Raw genomic sequence first — 14,745 nt, forward strand, 5'->3', positions numbered from 1 at the left:
GTAATTTTTGAAGATTGTTAGTATTTCAAATCATCTGATTTAATTAGTGCAACGCTAGTGATTATTGATATATTAAATTAGAAGTATACTGTGATTTTGAACCCGAATTGATAAAAGGTCGAAAAGAAGCAAAGAAAATTACTAGGCTGTACAACTTAACCACTGATGATGATGATGAGGAACAGAGAAATCTGTTATTAGACCAATTATTTCAATCACGTGGTAAGAATACGATAATTGAGCCTAATTTCCGTGTTGAATTTGGCTTTAATATCAATGTAGGCAATAATTTTTTTGCCAATTATGACGCAATCATTTTGGATTGTGCAAAAGTTACGATTGGGAATGACGTTTTATTTGGACCAAGAGTTAAAATTTATACAGCTAATCATGTTACAGAGCCCAAAGCCAGAGCAAAAGGTGATGTATATGCCTTGCCAGTTACAATCGGTAATAAAGTTTGGTTAGGAGCAAACGTGATTGTTAACCCTGGTATAACTATTGGTGAAAATAGCATCATCGGGTCAGGAAGTGTAGTTACGAAAGATATTCCTCCTAATGTTATTGCTGTTGGTACTCCCTGCAAGGTAATTAAAAATATCTAGGTTGATAAAGTGGTTTGTGAATTTGCCACTGTTCTTCTTAAACTAAAGCTGGATTACTTAATCGAAGGGAGGAAATTAGGTGTGAGTGATAATGAGAAAATCTATTATGAACGAGGTACAGAGGAACTAAAAATGAAAAATATACGTGCTCATAAACTTGTTCAAGAATATAACAATAGTGACATTGAAGATTCCATAAAGAAAGAGGGAATTATTAAGGAGTTGTTTGGAAGTGTAGGCGTAAGTCCGAGTATTGAACACAATTTCCATTGCGACTTGGGTTACAATATTCACGTTGGCGATAAATTCTATGCTGGATATAACTGTACTATTTTAGATATGGCAGAAGTCAGGGTGGGTCACAACTGTATGATAGGTCCTAATGTGGGGATATACACTGCTGGTCATTCAATCGAACCCAAAGATAGGAATAAGAGTGGATATGGAGTACCAATTGTAATTGGTAACGATGTATGGATTGGTGGAAGTAGCGTAATCTTGGCTGGAGTCACTATCGGTGATAATTCAATTGTTGCTGCTGGTTCTGTTGTTACAAAAGATGTTCCTGCTAATACAATAGTGGCTGGAAATCCAGCAAAAATACTAAAAAGTATTTAATTTGCCAATTGTTTCTTCTTCTACCGGGTGCTTTAATGAAAAAACAAATAAAAAATGTTAAAGAGGCTTGGAGATTACTCCAAGCTCTATTGCCGTTGCTAATTGGAGTGTAAAACCATAGTTGATTTGCGTGTGATTTAGTCTGTTAATTAACTTGCGTTTTTCTGTTTTGCACCTCATAACGGAACCCGTTACGATTTTACCCTCCTTCTTTTTTATATGAACTTAAATATGCATTTTTTTATGCAGTTTATTCCATTTATCACAGGGGAAAACTTTAAAGAACACAAATCTTATTTAAGGGGATGTTATGATGAGTTTAACCCATGAACAATGTATTAAAGCCTGTCTCGAATGTATGGAAGCCTGCAATGTTTGTTTTGATGCTTGTTTAAAGGAGACAGACGTAAAGATGATGGCAGACTGCATCCGCCTCGACCGGGAATGCGCCGATATTTGTGCGTTTGCGGCACAAGCGATGCAATCAAATAGTCCGTTTGCCAAACAAATTTGCCAGTTATGCGCCGACATTTGCGAGGCGTGCGGAAATGAGTGCAAAAAGCATGATCATGACCACTGCCAAAAATGTGCCGAAGCTTGTTACAAATGTGCGGAAGAGTGTCGGAAAATGGCCTCATAAGCGCCCATACAAAAGCCTGCTCACCAAATGGTGGACAGGCTTTTCCATTGGCTTTCTCCTAAAATGTAATATAACTCATTGCTGTCACCAATTATCCATAAAAAAAGCACAGTTTCTGCACAGTATTTTATTATTTTTAGGAAAGTTAACTTAAGGCGGTGAAAGAGTGTTGAGGTTGGGACTCATTTTTTTATTAAATGCGATGGTTTTATTGTTATTTCCTATTTCTTTTACATTGGCAGATGCAGGACATATGGATGAAAATAGTATTACAGAGGATACCGAAGTGTTCAGAAATGGCGTACAAGCTCCTCAAGGCGAACATCCGGAGCATTCCAATCAGAACTTACATGAACAGCATAATGGAAATGCAGATCATGAAGCGGAGCATACGGATCCGGCGGATGACTCCGGTGAAACTGTACATAGTGAAGAAGGAACGCATGGGCATGCGGACGAAACAGTGATTGAAACTCCACCAAATTATAAGGTGTTAGGAACTTTTGGAGCGATCAATTTTTCGTTTCTAATTGCAGGCTTGTGGAATAAAAGACTGAGAAAGAAGGTTCAGCCGCATGTCGATGCCCGAAAAAAAGCTTAATTCATCCAAGCAGCCTTTTAACCTTTTAGATGTTCCGGTGATTAAAGTATTTATGAAGAGCAAATGGTACCCCGGTATCTTTCAATGGACGGCCTTTATTGTTTTTTCGGTGATCGTATTCCAATTGGTTGCAGGTACTGTCAGCCCGCATAGCAATTTTGGTACATCGATGACATGGGTGCTGTGGTGGCCGATTGTGCCTGTCCTGTTTATTGTCGCGGGCCGGTTTTGGTGTGCGGTTTGTCCATTCGGCAAGCTGAGCGATCTTGTCAGGAAGCTTGCGGGCAGCGAAAAGCCGATGCCGAAGTTTTTAAAAAAGTATGGAATCTGGCTAATTGACCTGTTTTTTATAATGATTACATGGAGCGACCATGTCTGGGGGATCGTTGAATCGCCTAGAGGGTCGGGGTACTTGCTGCTGATTCTTGTCACCATGGTTGTCATCACTTCGGTTTTATATGAGAGAAGGACATTTTGTAAAACGCTTTGCTTCCTGGGCGGATTAGCCGGAAACTATTCCCGCGCAGGGATGCTGCAATTAAGGGGGACACCGGAAATTTGCCGGACATGCAAATCGCAATCATGTTATAAAGGCAATGAAAAAGTGGAAGGCTGCCCGATGTTCCAGTATGTGCGGACGATGGATTCGAGCGCAGATTGCAACCTCTGTGCAAACTGCGTCAAATCATGCCCGAACAATTCGATAAAAATTACAATGAGAGTCCCGACCAAGGAATTATGGGGAATAAAAAATCCCAAGCTGGAACATGCCTCACTGGCAGCCGTTATTATGGGAATCGTATTTGTACAAAATATTACGATGCTTACAATCTGGGAAGATATTTTACGGGTGATTGGCATTTTTACAAACACAACCAATTACACAGTTAACTTTACTGTTGCTTATGTGATTTCGATGGTGCTTCCGATTCTGTTGTTGTTGGGGACAGCGAAGCTTGCTGCATTGAAGGGAAACGCGACAAAGGTAAAAGAAAATTTTGTGAAGTTTGGTTATGCGATTATTCCTTTGGACCTTGCCGGCCATTTAGGCCACAATCTTTTTCATATTCTAACTGAAGGAAAAGCAATCTGGTTTAACTCGGCAGCCCTATTTGGAATCAAAATGGGCGGTGGTTTAAGCCTTGCATCTGTCTCCACTGTTCAATTGATCCAATATGCGATCATTTTGCTTGGTTTTGCAGGGTCTGGCTATACGGTTTATCGAATCGGCAATAAAGGGACTTTTAAGCAATTGGCGCCTTATTATGGATTGATGCTTGTTCTGACAGTAGCAAATCTTTACATGTTTTCATTGCCAATGGCACACCGGGTAGGATAATAGCAAAAGGAGACACACAATAATGAAAATTAAAATACTGGCAGGGTTAATCGCAACAGGAGCAATACTTATATCAGGCTGCAGCAATGAAACTGGTAATGGCGAGGAGAAAACTCTTAAAAGCGGGCATCAAGTGGAGCATATCCACGGCCTTGCCTATACAGAAAATAATTCGATCTATGTGGCCTCACATGAGGGAATGATTATGACTAAAAATGAGGGCAAAGATTGGGTAACAGCCGGAAACACGGATTTTGATTTTATGGGCTTTCATGTCCAATCAGACGGCACGATGCTGACGAGCGGACATCCGGGCGCTAAATCTGACCTCCCCAATCCGCTTGGAGTTTTGGAAAGCACTAATAACGGAAAAAAATGGGAAACTAAAGCTTTGCTAGGAAAAGTAGATTTTCATATTCTCTCTTCAAATTATCATAACCCCGAAATGATTTACGGGGTAAACCAGATGGATAGCGGGGACTATAAGGCAGGTATTTATAAGAGCACGGACCGGGGAGAAAATTGGGAAAGGCTGAAATCCACAGGCCTGCCTGATGACTTGCATGGCATGTATACACTGCTTTCCCTGCCGGATGATGAAAATGTATTGATAGCCGGTACAAACGAAGGAGTTTTTCGATCTGAAGATGGCGGCAAGACATGGAAGCCCGCTGAACAAAGCCGGTTGATTACTGCGATCAGCGTCATCCCTGATTCATCAGAGCTGATCAGCTATTCAATAACAGAAGCGGAAGCAGGTATCATGAAGAGCAAGGATAACGGACAAACCTGGGAGAAGATCGGGTTGGATCTCGGAAAAGATGCCGTCTCCTATTTCGCTATCCATCCAAAGGAGCCAGCTAAAATAGCGGTCGTCACATTTGAAAACAATCTTCTTGTGTCAGAAGACGGAGGAGAAAATTGGACTACCTTAATGAAAAAAGGCGAATTGCAAAATTGATTTGGAGCTAAGCAGGAAAGCATTAGAGGAGCGTTCTTCTAATGCTTTTTCTTGAGCAAAAAAGGATTGGCAAAAGCCAATCCAAAAAATAAAATAACCCCTGCTTATAAGTTGTTCATCATGCTGTTATTGTCATTCATCATATTATCCGTTTTTTTCTCTTTCATTGTTCCTCCATTGCCATGGCAGGAATCGTACATATCTTTCAAATCCTTTTCAGATAAATCAGGGTGCATTTCCTCCATTTGCGGTTTCATCTGCCCAAAGTTTATTTTTCCTTCGGCATCATTGTTTGCTTGTGCAAAAGCATACGTTCCTGCACCGAAAATAAATGCCGCACTTAAAATCCCAATCGCTAATTTTTTCATTTTAGCATCTCCTTTCTTGATCCAAGAATACCTTAGACAAATGGAGAATTTATCGAGAAGTTGTGAAAGTTCTATGTGAAATAATGATGAAAGCAGCGATATATGGGTTAGTCAGGTGCAATTCAAGCAGGAAGTCATCCATTTCCTATTCTTTCCCGGACCACTTGTATCCGACACCCCAGACCGTAATTAAGTAATTATCGGCGGGAAAACCGGCTTTGCGAAGTTTTTCCCGTAAATTTCTTACATGGGAGTCGATTGTCCTATCTTCGGTTGCGACACCGTAACCCCAAATGGAAGTAATTAAATGTTCCCGGGTAAATACCTTGTTTTGGTTGCTCAAAAACAGACTCATCATTGCAAATTCTTTCGGTGTCAGCGCGATCTCAACATTGTGATATTTAAGCTCAAAAGAGTCGTGATCCAACAAAAGACCCTGAAATGAAACCCTTCCGGTTTCGCTCTTTTTTCTCCTTAATACCGCTTCAATTCTTGCCATCAGCTCTTCCTCATCAAACGGTTTGGCAATATAATCATCCGCTCCAATGTTTAAACCTTTCACAATATCGGTTTTTTCACTTCTGGCAGTAAGCATAATAATCGGGATATCCCAGTGCTTTCGAATTTCCCGGCAAGCTTCCCAACCGTCGATTTCAGGCATCATCAAATCGAGGAGGATCAGATCTGCCGGATTAGATTCTAAATACTCAATTGCATCCAGCGCTGACCCGACTTTAATACAATGGTATCCCCGCGGGGAAATATATAAGGATAACAAATCGAGCATCATTGGCTCATCATCTACTAGTAAAATGGTTTTCATCGCAGTTCGGCTCCCTTAAATATTAACTCGAATTCTGTACCTTCATTTTCAATGCTTTTAACGGTAATTGTACCGCCGTGAGCATGAACCAGCTCTTTAACAATCGCAAGGCCGAGGCCTGATCCTCCCAGAGCTCTCGTTCGCGCTTTGTCTACCCGATAAAAGCGGTTAAAAATGTATGGTATATCATCTTTAGGTATTCCTTTGCCGCTGTCTTTAATTATGATATGGACTGCTTCTTTCTTTTTTCTTACCGTAACAATCGTTTTCGCCCCTGAAGGAGAGTACTTAATCGAATTATCCAGTAAATTAAAAACAATTTGCTCAAGTCTTGATGGATCGGCCTCCAGAAACAAATCAGAAGGGCACTTCACTATCAAACTCATATTTTTCTCCCGGAATGCAGGGGAAAATTTCTTTTCAACTTTTTTAAAAAAATCGTTCAATTCAATGGTCCTTTTTTGAATAACAAATGAATTCTTGTCGATTTTCGCAAGTTCAAATAAATCCTTAATTAATGCTGAAAGCCGGTTCGTCTCTTCAAGAATAATCTGTAAATATTTTTCCCGTTCTTCCCCCGATAGGTTTCGCTTATGGACAATGTCTGCATATCCTTTTATATATGTTAAAGGGGTCCTGAGCTCATGCGAAATGCTTGCCAAAAAATCATTGCGCTCTTGTGTTAAATAATTTAGGTCAGTTGCCAGCAACTCAATCGATTGTGCCAGATCCCCGAGTTCGTCGTTTCCTGTTTTGGGCAGAGTCACAGAGAAGTCGCCTTGACTTATTTGCGAAGTCGCTTCTTTCATTTTAATCAGCGGTTTAGTGAGCGCTTTTGAAAGAAAGACAATGATTATAAAAGTTAGGGAAACCGCTATTAAACCTGCCAATAAAAAGTGTTCATTCAGACGTTCAATTAACGAATGCACAGATTCTGTATTTTGAAACATAAACACATTTCCGACAATCTGCCCATCGACTTCGACGGGACTGACGGTCGCAATGAAAGGCTCATCCTGCCAGTTATCTTCTACAACTCGTCCTTTGCGCGAAATATTAGAAGGTGGTGATTTTAAATATTTAGTTAACGGCTGGGTTTGGGCTGAAGAGTCAAGAATTTCCCCAGCTGTATTCGTGATGACTACATCCGTATCCGCTTCAGATTCCATCAAAGTAACATGCGATATGGTTTGTGAGTCGAAATGTTTTTCAAGAATGGCTCTGTGTGAGTTCCCCCTTGCCTGTAATGAAAGTAGCTCCTCTTCTATGCGTGAATCGACAATCGCCGAATGCAAAAAGAAAAACATAAATGTTTCAAGGCCAAAGATGATCAGGAAAAATACTGTTCCAAGTTTGATCGAAAGCTTATTCATTGTGGTTCACCTATTTTTTATTATAGTTTATAAATTTCGAGATTTTGTGCAGAATAATCTCATTCATTTTAGAATGAAAGAAGTTGTCTGTATACATATTTAGAACCATTTTTCAGTAAGCTGCAAGCTCACTGCACAATTTCTGCAAAAACTTGCTGTATCTTTTTACTGTAGTCATAGTAACGAAAGGAGTTTCAAAATGAAAAAGCTTATGGCAATATGTTTAGTTGCCTTATTAGCGATTGGCTTGGTCGCATGTACGAATGATAATAGCAACAATCAAAATGAAAACAAGGATCAATCGGAAAATATGGATGGAATGGATCATGGTGACATGAACCATGAAGAAGGCAGTGGGACTTCTAATAGTTCTTCGGATGTTACCAGCACAAAAAACGTAACGAGACTTGATGCAGCAAATTTAGTAGATGCTGCGGTTAAAGTTTCAAATACAGTGTGGCCGGCGACTCATGATGAAAACAAGCCTGGTGCGGTCATACTCGCCCCAACCGATAACTGGCAAATTTCACTTGCGGCGACAACGTTAATCCATCATCCAAACAACGGGCCAGTCTTGTTTTATGAGGACGATGAAATCCCGGAGGCAACTTTAGCTGAGCTGGAGCGCCTTGCTCCGACGGGGAATGTCGATGGCACAGAGGTAATGGTAGTGGGAAATCCAAGCAAAAAAGTGTTGGATCAGCTTGATGATTTTTCCGTTGAACAAATTAAAGGTGATGATCCGGCGGAGTTTGCCAAAGCAGCCGACCAAAAATATGCTGATGTATCCGGAGGACTTCCGCAAGGTTTGATTATTGTGTCATCTGAAGAGGAGGCAAAACTATTTTCTCTTATTGCCGGAAACTGGATTGCCCACATGCCGGAGCCTGTACTGTATGTGACAAAAGACGGGATTCCCGATGCGACCAGGGAAGCGCTGGAGCTTAGGAATAATAATGCCAATATTTATGTGCTCGGACCGGAATCCGCGATTTCAAATGACATTTTCAATGACTTGAATGAATATGGGAATGTTACTAGGATTGAAGGAGAAACTCCGGCTGCTGCTTCAATCGCTTTTGCGAGATTTAAAGATGAGAATACGGGATTTGGCTGGGGTCTTACAGAACCGGGTCATGGACTAGGCTTCGTCTCAACAAAAAGCGCCGACTATGCAATTGCCGGGGCACCGTTTGCCCATCTTGGCAAGCATGCCCCAATGATCTGGCTTGAAGATGGTGAATTAACTGAGGAGACTCATGAATTCCTCGGCCAATTACAACCGAAATTTACCGACGATCCAACAGTCGGGCCATACAATCATGCATTTATTATCGGCTCTGGAAAAGAAGTGACCATGGAAAACCAGGGCATGATTGATATGATGCTGGAAATTGTATCTGCCGATGGCGGAGGACATGGAGGACATTAATATTTACGAGAAAGAGCTTTCGAAAAAAGCCCTTTTTGCATGCGCTTTGTAGATTTATCAGAAATACAGAACAGAAGCTGCAGTGAAATTTGATTGGTAAAACAGCAATAATGCTCGTAACTTAAGATTTGCGAGCGGAACCCGAGATTTACGAGCGGAACCCGGAATTTACGAGCGGAACTCCGGATTTACGAGCGGAACCCGAGATTTGCGAGCGGAACCCGAGATTTACGAGCGGAATTCGAGATTTACGAGCGGAATTCGAGATTTACGAGCGGAATTCGAGATTTACGAGCGGAATTCGAGATTTACGAGCGGAACTCCGGATTTACGAGCGGAATTCGAGATTTACGAGCGGAACCCGAGATTTACGAGCGGAACCCGAGATTTACGAGCGGAACCCGGAATTTACGAGCGGAACTCCGGATTTACGAGCGGAATTCGAGATTTACGAGCGGAATTCGAGATTTACGAGCGGAACTCCGGATTTACGAGCGGAATTCGAGATTTACGAGCGGAACCCGGAATTTACGAGCGGAACTCCGGATTTACGAGCGGAATTCGAGATTTACGAGCGGAACTACAGGTTTATGAGCAAACATAAGAATTTACGATTGCAATTCAAGCGTCACTAAAGTAAAGTAAATGCCGCTCAAGCTTTTTTCTTTCGGCAAATAAAGGAAATTCAGCAAAGATGTCGAAAACATAATAGTGGTTTTTTGCCATCAACTGAATATGAGGGGGAAATGCGCATGAAATTTCAGGAATATACATATGTGAGGCCTAATCTTGACGAGGCAAAGGAAAAATTCCAAGCAGCGCTCGATAAGTTCAAAAATGCTGGCTCTGCCGCATCGCAAAATGATGCGTTGAAAGTAATCAATGATATCCGCAATGATCTCGGAACGATGTCCAACCTTGTTTATATTCGCCATTCGATTGATACGAACGATGAGTTTTATAAGGCGGAACAGGATTATATGGACGAAATTCAGCCTGAACTGGAAGGGCTTGTCACGGAATATTATAAAGCGCTTTTGGATTCACCATTCCGGGCAGAATTGGAGCAAAAATGGGGCAGCCAGCTTTTTGCATTGGCGGAAGCACAGCTGAAAACGTTTAGCCCGGAAATTGTGCCGCTTCTGCAAAAAGAAAATAAGCTCTCAAGCGAGTACACGAAATTAATCGCCTCTGCGAAAATCCCGTTTGAAGGCGAAGAGCTGACATTGGCTCAATTGGAGCCTTATACTGAATCTGTTGATCGCGGAATGCGAAAAAAGGCGAGCGAAGCCAGATTTGGGTTTATGGCTGAAAATGAAGGTGAGCTCGATCGAATTTATGATGAGCTTGTCCAGGTCCGGACCGAAATTGCACAAAGACTAGGCTATAAAAATTTTGTCGAGCTTGCCTATTACCGGATGTACCGTACCGATTACAATGCTGATATGGTCGCAAAGTTCCGCAAGCAGGTAGAAGAGTTTATTGTGCCGATTGCGACAAAACTGAAGCAGCGTCAACAGGAACGGATTGGCGTAGAAAAGCTCAAATATTATGATGAAGGCTTTAATTTTAAAACCGGCAATGCCAAGCCAAAGGGAGATCCGGACTGGATCATCGATAACGGTAAAAAAATGTATGATGAGCTTTCAAAGGAAACAGGAGAATTTTTCCGGTATATGATTGAAAACGATTTGATGGACCTTGTCGCGAAAAAAGGGAAAGCGGGCGGGGGCTATTGCACATACATTGAAAACTACAAATCTCCGTTTATTTTCTCCAATTTTAACGGGACATCCGGGGATATTGATGTATTAACACACGAAGCAGGACACGCTTTCCAGGTGTATTCAAGCAGCCATTTTGAGATTCCTGAGTACAATTGGCCAACGTATGAAGCGGCAGAAATTCATTCGATGAGCATGGAATTTTTCACATGGCCGTGGATGGAGCTATTCTTTCAGGAGGAAACAGAAAAATATCAGTTTGCTCATTTAGGTTCCTCATTGCTGTTCCTTCCTTATGGAGTTTCGGTAGATGAATTCCAGCATTGGGTTTATGAAAATCCGGAGGCTTCTCCTCAGGAAAGGAAGCAGGCGTGGCGCAATATTGAGAAAAAGTATTTGCCGCATAAAGACTACGATGGCAATGATTATCTCGAGAACGGAGGCTTTTGGCAGCGGCAAGGACATATTTTTAATTCGCCGTTCTACTACATCGACTATACGCTGGCGCAGATTTGCGCATTCCAATTTTGGAAGCGTTCGAGAGAAAACAGAGAAGAAGCCTGGGCGGATTACTTAAAGCTTTGCAAGCTCGGTGGAAGCCTGCCGTTTACCGGGCTCGTGAAAGCCGCCAACCTTAAATCTCCGTTCGAGGAAGGCTGCGTCGAGTCCGTTGTGGGCGAAATTGAAAGCTGGCTGAATTCAGTCGATGATGTAGCTTTATAATAGATTAAAAATGAGAAGGGAAGCTAAGTGGCTTTGCTTCTTTTTCTTGTATTGGAAATCTCCTTCAAAAAATATCGTCTTTGTTCGGTCTTGTCCTCATATATATGAGGAAGAAGGAGGGGACATGGCGTGAAGACAAACTGGGGCGCTGCTTTTCAAATTGCAGCTGTGTATGTTGGCACGGTCGTGGGCGCCGGCTTTGCTACTGGAAAAGAGATTGTTGAATTTTTTTCACGATTCGGTTTTATCGGCCTGATCAGTATTCTGATGTCCGGCTATTTGCTTATCTTCCTTGGCTCAAAATTAATGAGGATGGCTGCCCAAATAAACGCAAAGTCTTATCAGGAACTTGTAAACTATTTATTCGGTTCCTTGCTTGGCACGATGATTAACATTCTGCTGCTGGTTATGCTGCTTGGTGTTTGCGCCGTTATGCTTGCAGGTGCGGGTGCTGTTTTCGATGAGCAGCTCGGATTGACAAAAATGGCAGGAGTGCTGATTACGATTATTCTGTCGTTCATTGTGATGGCAGTTGGGATCAAAGGTATTTTTGCTGTTAATACATTTGTAGTTCCGCTGATGATTGCATTCTGCTTCATCCTGATGATCATATCCTCGCAGCTGCCCGGGTTTACCGATCGGATCTTCCATATTCCCTTTGCAGACGATGGTTGGAAATCGGTCGTTGCTCCCTTTTCCTATACGGCATTTAATCTTGCCTTGTCACAGGCAGTCCTGGTACCGGTCGCATCCGAAATTAACGATGACAGCACGGTAAAATGGGGAGGATGGATTGGAGGAGCCGCATTGACGGTTATTCTACTTGCGAGCCACTTCACCCTTGTTATGCTCCCAAATCTTGAAACATATGAAATTCCGATGGCAGTGATCATGAAAAATCTTGCATCCGGCTTATACTGGATTTATATTCTCGTTATTTATGGCGAGATTTTCACGTCGATTATCGGGAATGTTTTTGGACTTGAACGGCAAATCAGCAAGCATGTGTCAGTCCCGAGCACAATGATAGTACTTGGCATTTTTATCGTCACCTATTTTATCAGTTTAATCAACTATGGTACTTTGCTTTCGAAACTATATCCTCTATTTGGTTATGTGAGTTTAACCTTTCTCGTCCTGTTATGGATGAAGCCTTTGCCAGCCGCGAAAGAAAAATAGGAATAAAGAATCCTTAAGGTTTAGCACCCGGAATAACCAAAGCGACCCTACTATCAGAGGATCGCTTTGGAAGGGACACAAATTATGGTTTGTTTCCTTTATCGCATTTCGAGCAAGGATTCCTTGACCAAAAAAGTTTAGCGTTTAGTCGGGGAGGAATTGCCCTTCTATCCTTTCGATTAGATTTACCATTACCGGAAGTTCCGATAACGAAAATGTTATAGTTTGATGACGGCACTCTTGATTTCCAAAAATATTTATAAATTCTAACTGGCCAGTTAATCTTATTGTTTTCCCAGGCGTTCCCTTAGTCGCGCGGACGCCTTCTATAATTATTAGAGAATACTAAATTGTTCATTTTTTAAATCAGTTACAAACATATGGCCGGGAGCATGGGTAATCATGATTTCCGGTTTCACATGCATGGCGACTGCCTGTGGAGTGACTCCGCACGCCCAGAAAACGGGAACTTCGCCGTCTTTGATTGTGACACTGTCGCCAAAATCGGGGCTATGGATGTCCTTGATTCCGATGGCGGCAGGATTCCCGATATGTACTGGTGCACCATGGACGGACGGGAACCGGCTTGTGACCTGGACGGCACGGATCGCGTCTTTTTCTGTCATTGGCCGCATGCTCACCACCATCGGACCTTCAAACCTGCCTGCCTTTACAGTCGGAATAGTTGTCTTATACATCGGCACATTACAGCCTTCCTCAATATGGCGGATCGGGATGCCGTTTTTCAGAAGGGCTTCCTCAAAAGTAAAACTGCAGCCAATCAGGAAGCCTACCATTGAATTGTCCCAAAGCTCTGTGACGTCCGTTAATTCCTCGGTAAATACTCCGTTGCGGTAGACGCGGTATTTTGGGATGTCCGTTCTTAAGTCTGCATCAGGCGCAGATAACGCCGGCACTCCGGAACCAGGCATGGTGACATCGATGATCGGGCACGGTTTTGGGTTGCGCTGGCAGAAGAGAAGGAACTCGAAAGCCAGATCCTTCGGCAGCACAGCCAAATTCCCCTGTATATACCCATTTGCCAAACCTGATGTCGGTTTAAGCCACTGGTTTTGGCGGATCATTTCCCGAACTTCACTCGGATTCTTAGCTTCAGCTGTAATCATGATCAAACCTCCATCTTAGATTATTTGAATAGCTGTGGAATGCCATTAATCAACGAATATCCTCCCATATAGGCCATGACGATGACGATGATTATTCCGAATACCGTCATCCAGAGTGGATGCTTATAGTCGCCGACGATTTTTGCCTTGTGAGCGGCAACCAGCATTACCCCAAGAGCAATCGGCAAGATGAGTCCATTTAATGAACCTACTAAAACAAGAATTTTTACTGGCCTTCCGATTGATACGAATACTAAAGTTGAGATGGCTATAAAACCAACAATAAACCACTTGCTGTGTTTTTCGACTGTTTTGTTTAAAGTTTGGATGAATGAAACAGATGTGTAGGCGGCCCCGACAACCGACGTAACAGCGGCAGCCCACATGACAATGCCAAAGATTTTGTAGCCAACGTTGCCTGCAGCGAGTTTAAACACGGAAGCAGGCGGATTGTCGGGGTCGATTGCCAGCCCTTGTGCCACAATCCCTAGAGCAGCCAGAAACAGGAAAACCCTCATGATTGAAGCGATCCCGATTGCACTGACTGCGCTTTTTGTTACTTCCGGAATGGATTCTTTGCCTTTGACCCCGGCATCCAGCAAGCGGTGGCCGCCGGCAAACGTAATATAACCTCCAACGGTTCCGCCTACAAGTGTAACGATGGCAAGAAGATCAATTTTATCGGGAACGAAGGTCTTGACGACTGCTTCAACGACAGGCGGCTGGGCGGTGAACATGACATAAACAGTCAGGGCAATCATGACGAACCCCATGATCTGGGCGAAACGGTCCATCGCTTTGCCCGCTTCACGGACGAGAAAGATGCCGATTGCCACAATTCCGCTTAATAACGCGCCCATTTCGGCGGTCAGGCCAAACAAAACGTTGACACCTAGGCCAGCTCCTGCGATATTTCCAATGTTAAAAGCAAGACCCCCGGCAACAATGAGAGCTGCAAGGAAATAACCTAATCCTGGCAACACATCATTCGCAATATCCTGGGCGCGTTTCCCTGAAATGGCGATAATCCTCCAGATATTCATTTGGGCACCGATATCAATGATGATCGATATTAAAATGACAAATCCAAAGCTGGCCAGCAGGGAATGCGTAAACACAGTGGTCTGCGTCAGGAACCCTGGGCCAATCGCTGAGGTTGCCATCAGGAACGCGGCACCCATCAATATGCTTGCACGTGATTTTTTCTCCATACTTAACCCCCTAAAAATGAA

The 14,745-nt window shown here is 42.7% G+C and carries 15 protein-coding genes; 10 read left to right on the forward strand and 5 right to left on the reverse strand.

The features are described 5' to 3' along the window. Positions 1–71 precede the first annotated feature (71 nt). The 6 genes from CU633_RS20210 to CU633_RS20235 all read left to right on the forward strand — a co-directional run bounded on the left by CU633_RS20210 (position 72) and on the right by CU633_RS20235 (position 4,764). Entirely contained in the window at positions 72–605 is a 534-nt protein-coding gene (locus tag CU633_RS20210; protein ID WP_101662362.1) for a sugar O-acetyltransferase, read from the forward strand. Between the two features lie 81 nt (positions 606–686). Further along, positions 687–1,223, forward strand: a complete 537-nt coding sequence (locus tag CU633_RS20215) for a sugar O-acetyltransferase (protein ID WP_101662391.1) — start codon at positions 687–689, stop codon at positions 1,221–1,223. Between the two features lie 313 nt (positions 1,224–1,536). After that, the gene (locus CU633_RS20220) at positions 1,537–1,863 is read left to right on the forward strand and encodes a four-helix bundle copper-binding protein (RefSeq protein WP_180955048.1); all 327 of its coding nucleotides are present in this window, start codon (positions 1,537–1,539) and stop codon (positions 1,861–1,863) included. A gap of 166 nt (positions 1,864–2,029) precedes the next feature. Continuing rightward, positions 2,030–2,464: a hypothetical protein gene (locus CU633_RS20225; RefSeq protein ID WP_142383444.1), complete on the forward strand. Its 435-nt coding sequence runs from the start codon at positions 2,030–2,032 to the stop codon at positions 2,462–2,464. Beyond that, on the forward strand, positions 2,439–3,803 hold the full coding sequence (locus CU633_RS20230) for a 4Fe-4S binding protein (protein WP_101662365.1): 1,365 nt from the start codon (positions 2,439–2,441) through the stop codon (positions 3,801–3,803). Before CU633_RS20225 ends, CU633_RS20230 begins: the two co-directional genes overlap by 26 nt. 22 nt (positions 3,804–3,825) lie before the next feature. Beyond that, a complete protein-coding gene (locus tag CU633_RS20235; RefSeq protein WP_101662366.1) occupies positions 3,826–4,764 on the forward strand; it encodes a F510_1955 family glycosylhydrolase in 939 nt (312 codons plus the stop codon). A gap of 104 nt (positions 4,765–4,868) precedes the next feature. Here the strand turns inward: CU633_RS20235 and CU633_RS20240 are convergent, their stop codons facing one another. The 3 genes from CU633_RS20240 to CU633_RS20250 all read right to left on the reverse strand — a co-directional run bounded on the left by CU633_RS20240 (position 4,869) and on the right by CU633_RS20250 (position 7,328). Further along, positions 4,869–5,132 carry a hypothetical protein gene (locus tag CU633_RS20240; RefSeq protein WP_101662367.1) on the reverse strand — a complete coding sequence of 88 codons (264 nt, stop codon included), beginning with the start codon at positions 5,130–5,132 and terminating at the stop codon, positions 4,869–4,871. A gap of 145 nt (positions 5,133–5,277) precedes the next feature. Further along, entirely contained in the window at positions 5,278–5,955 is a 678-nt protein-coding gene (locus CU633_RS20245) for a response regulator transcription factor (RefSeq protein ID WP_101662368.1), read from the reverse strand. Then, positions 5,952–7,328, reverse strand: coding sequence for a HAMP domain-containing sensor histidine kinase (locus CU633_RS20250; RefSeq protein ID WP_101662369.1), 1,377 nt, complete (start codon positions 7,326–7,328; stop codon positions 5,952–5,954). Before CU633_RS20250 ends, CU633_RS20245 begins: the two co-directional genes overlap by 4 nt. Before the next feature lie 199 nt (positions 7,329–7,527). Here CU633_RS20250 and CU633_RS20255 point away from each other — a divergent pair, with 199 nt between their 5' ends. The 4 genes from CU633_RS20255 to CU633_RS20270 all read left to right on the forward strand — a co-directional run bounded on the left by CU633_RS20255 (position 7,528) and on the right by CU633_RS20270 (position 12,386). Continuing rightward, positions 7,528–8,760, forward strand: coding sequence for an ArsR family transcriptional regulator (locus CU633_RS20255; protein WP_101662370.1), 1,233 nt, complete (start codon positions 7,528–7,530; stop codon positions 8,758–8,760). 128 nt (positions 8,761–8,888) lie between these two features. Continuing rightward, positions 8,889–9,395, forward strand: coding sequence for a hypothetical protein (locus CU633_RS20260; protein ID WP_142383445.1), 507 nt, complete (start codon positions 8,889–8,891; stop codon positions 9,393–9,395). A gap of 117 nt (positions 9,396–9,512) precedes the next feature. After that, the gene (locus CU633_RS20265; protein ID WP_101662372.1) at positions 9,513–11,207 is read left to right on the forward strand and encodes a M3 family oligoendopeptidase; all 1,695 of its coding nucleotides are present in this window, start codon (positions 9,513–9,515) and stop codon (positions 11,205–11,207) included. Between the two features lie 129 nt (positions 11,208–11,336). Continuing rightward, positions 11,337–12,386, forward strand: a complete 1,050-nt coding sequence (locus CU633_RS20270) for a YkvI family membrane protein (RefSeq protein WP_101662373.1) — start codon at positions 11,337–11,339, stop codon at positions 12,384–12,386. Positions 12,387–12,721: 335 nt separating this feature from the next. On the opposite strand, the gene CU633_RS20275 is transcribed toward CU633_RS20270, so the two are convergent. Both CU633_RS20275 and CU633_RS20280 read right to left on the reverse strand, forming a co-directional pair. After that, positions 12,722–13,513 (reverse strand): putative hydro-lyase, encoded by a 792-nt coding sequence (locus tag CU633_RS20275; protein WP_101662374.1) that lies wholly within the window; start codon positions 13,511–13,513, stop codon positions 12,722–12,724. A 20-nt stretch (positions 13,514–13,533) separates the two neighbouring features. Next, the gene (locus CU633_RS20280) at positions 13,534–14,724 is read right to left on the reverse strand and encodes an NRAMP family divalent metal transporter (protein WP_101662375.1); all 1,191 of its coding nucleotides are present in this window, start codon (positions 14,722–14,724) and stop codon (positions 13,534–13,536) included. Between the last annotated feature and the right edge of the window lie 21 nt (positions 14,725–14,745).

It is taken from the genome of Bacillus sp. V3-13, assembly GCF_002860165.1.
Classification (GTDB): Bacteria; Bacillota; Bacilli; order Bacillales; family Cytobacillaceae; genus Bacillus_BJ.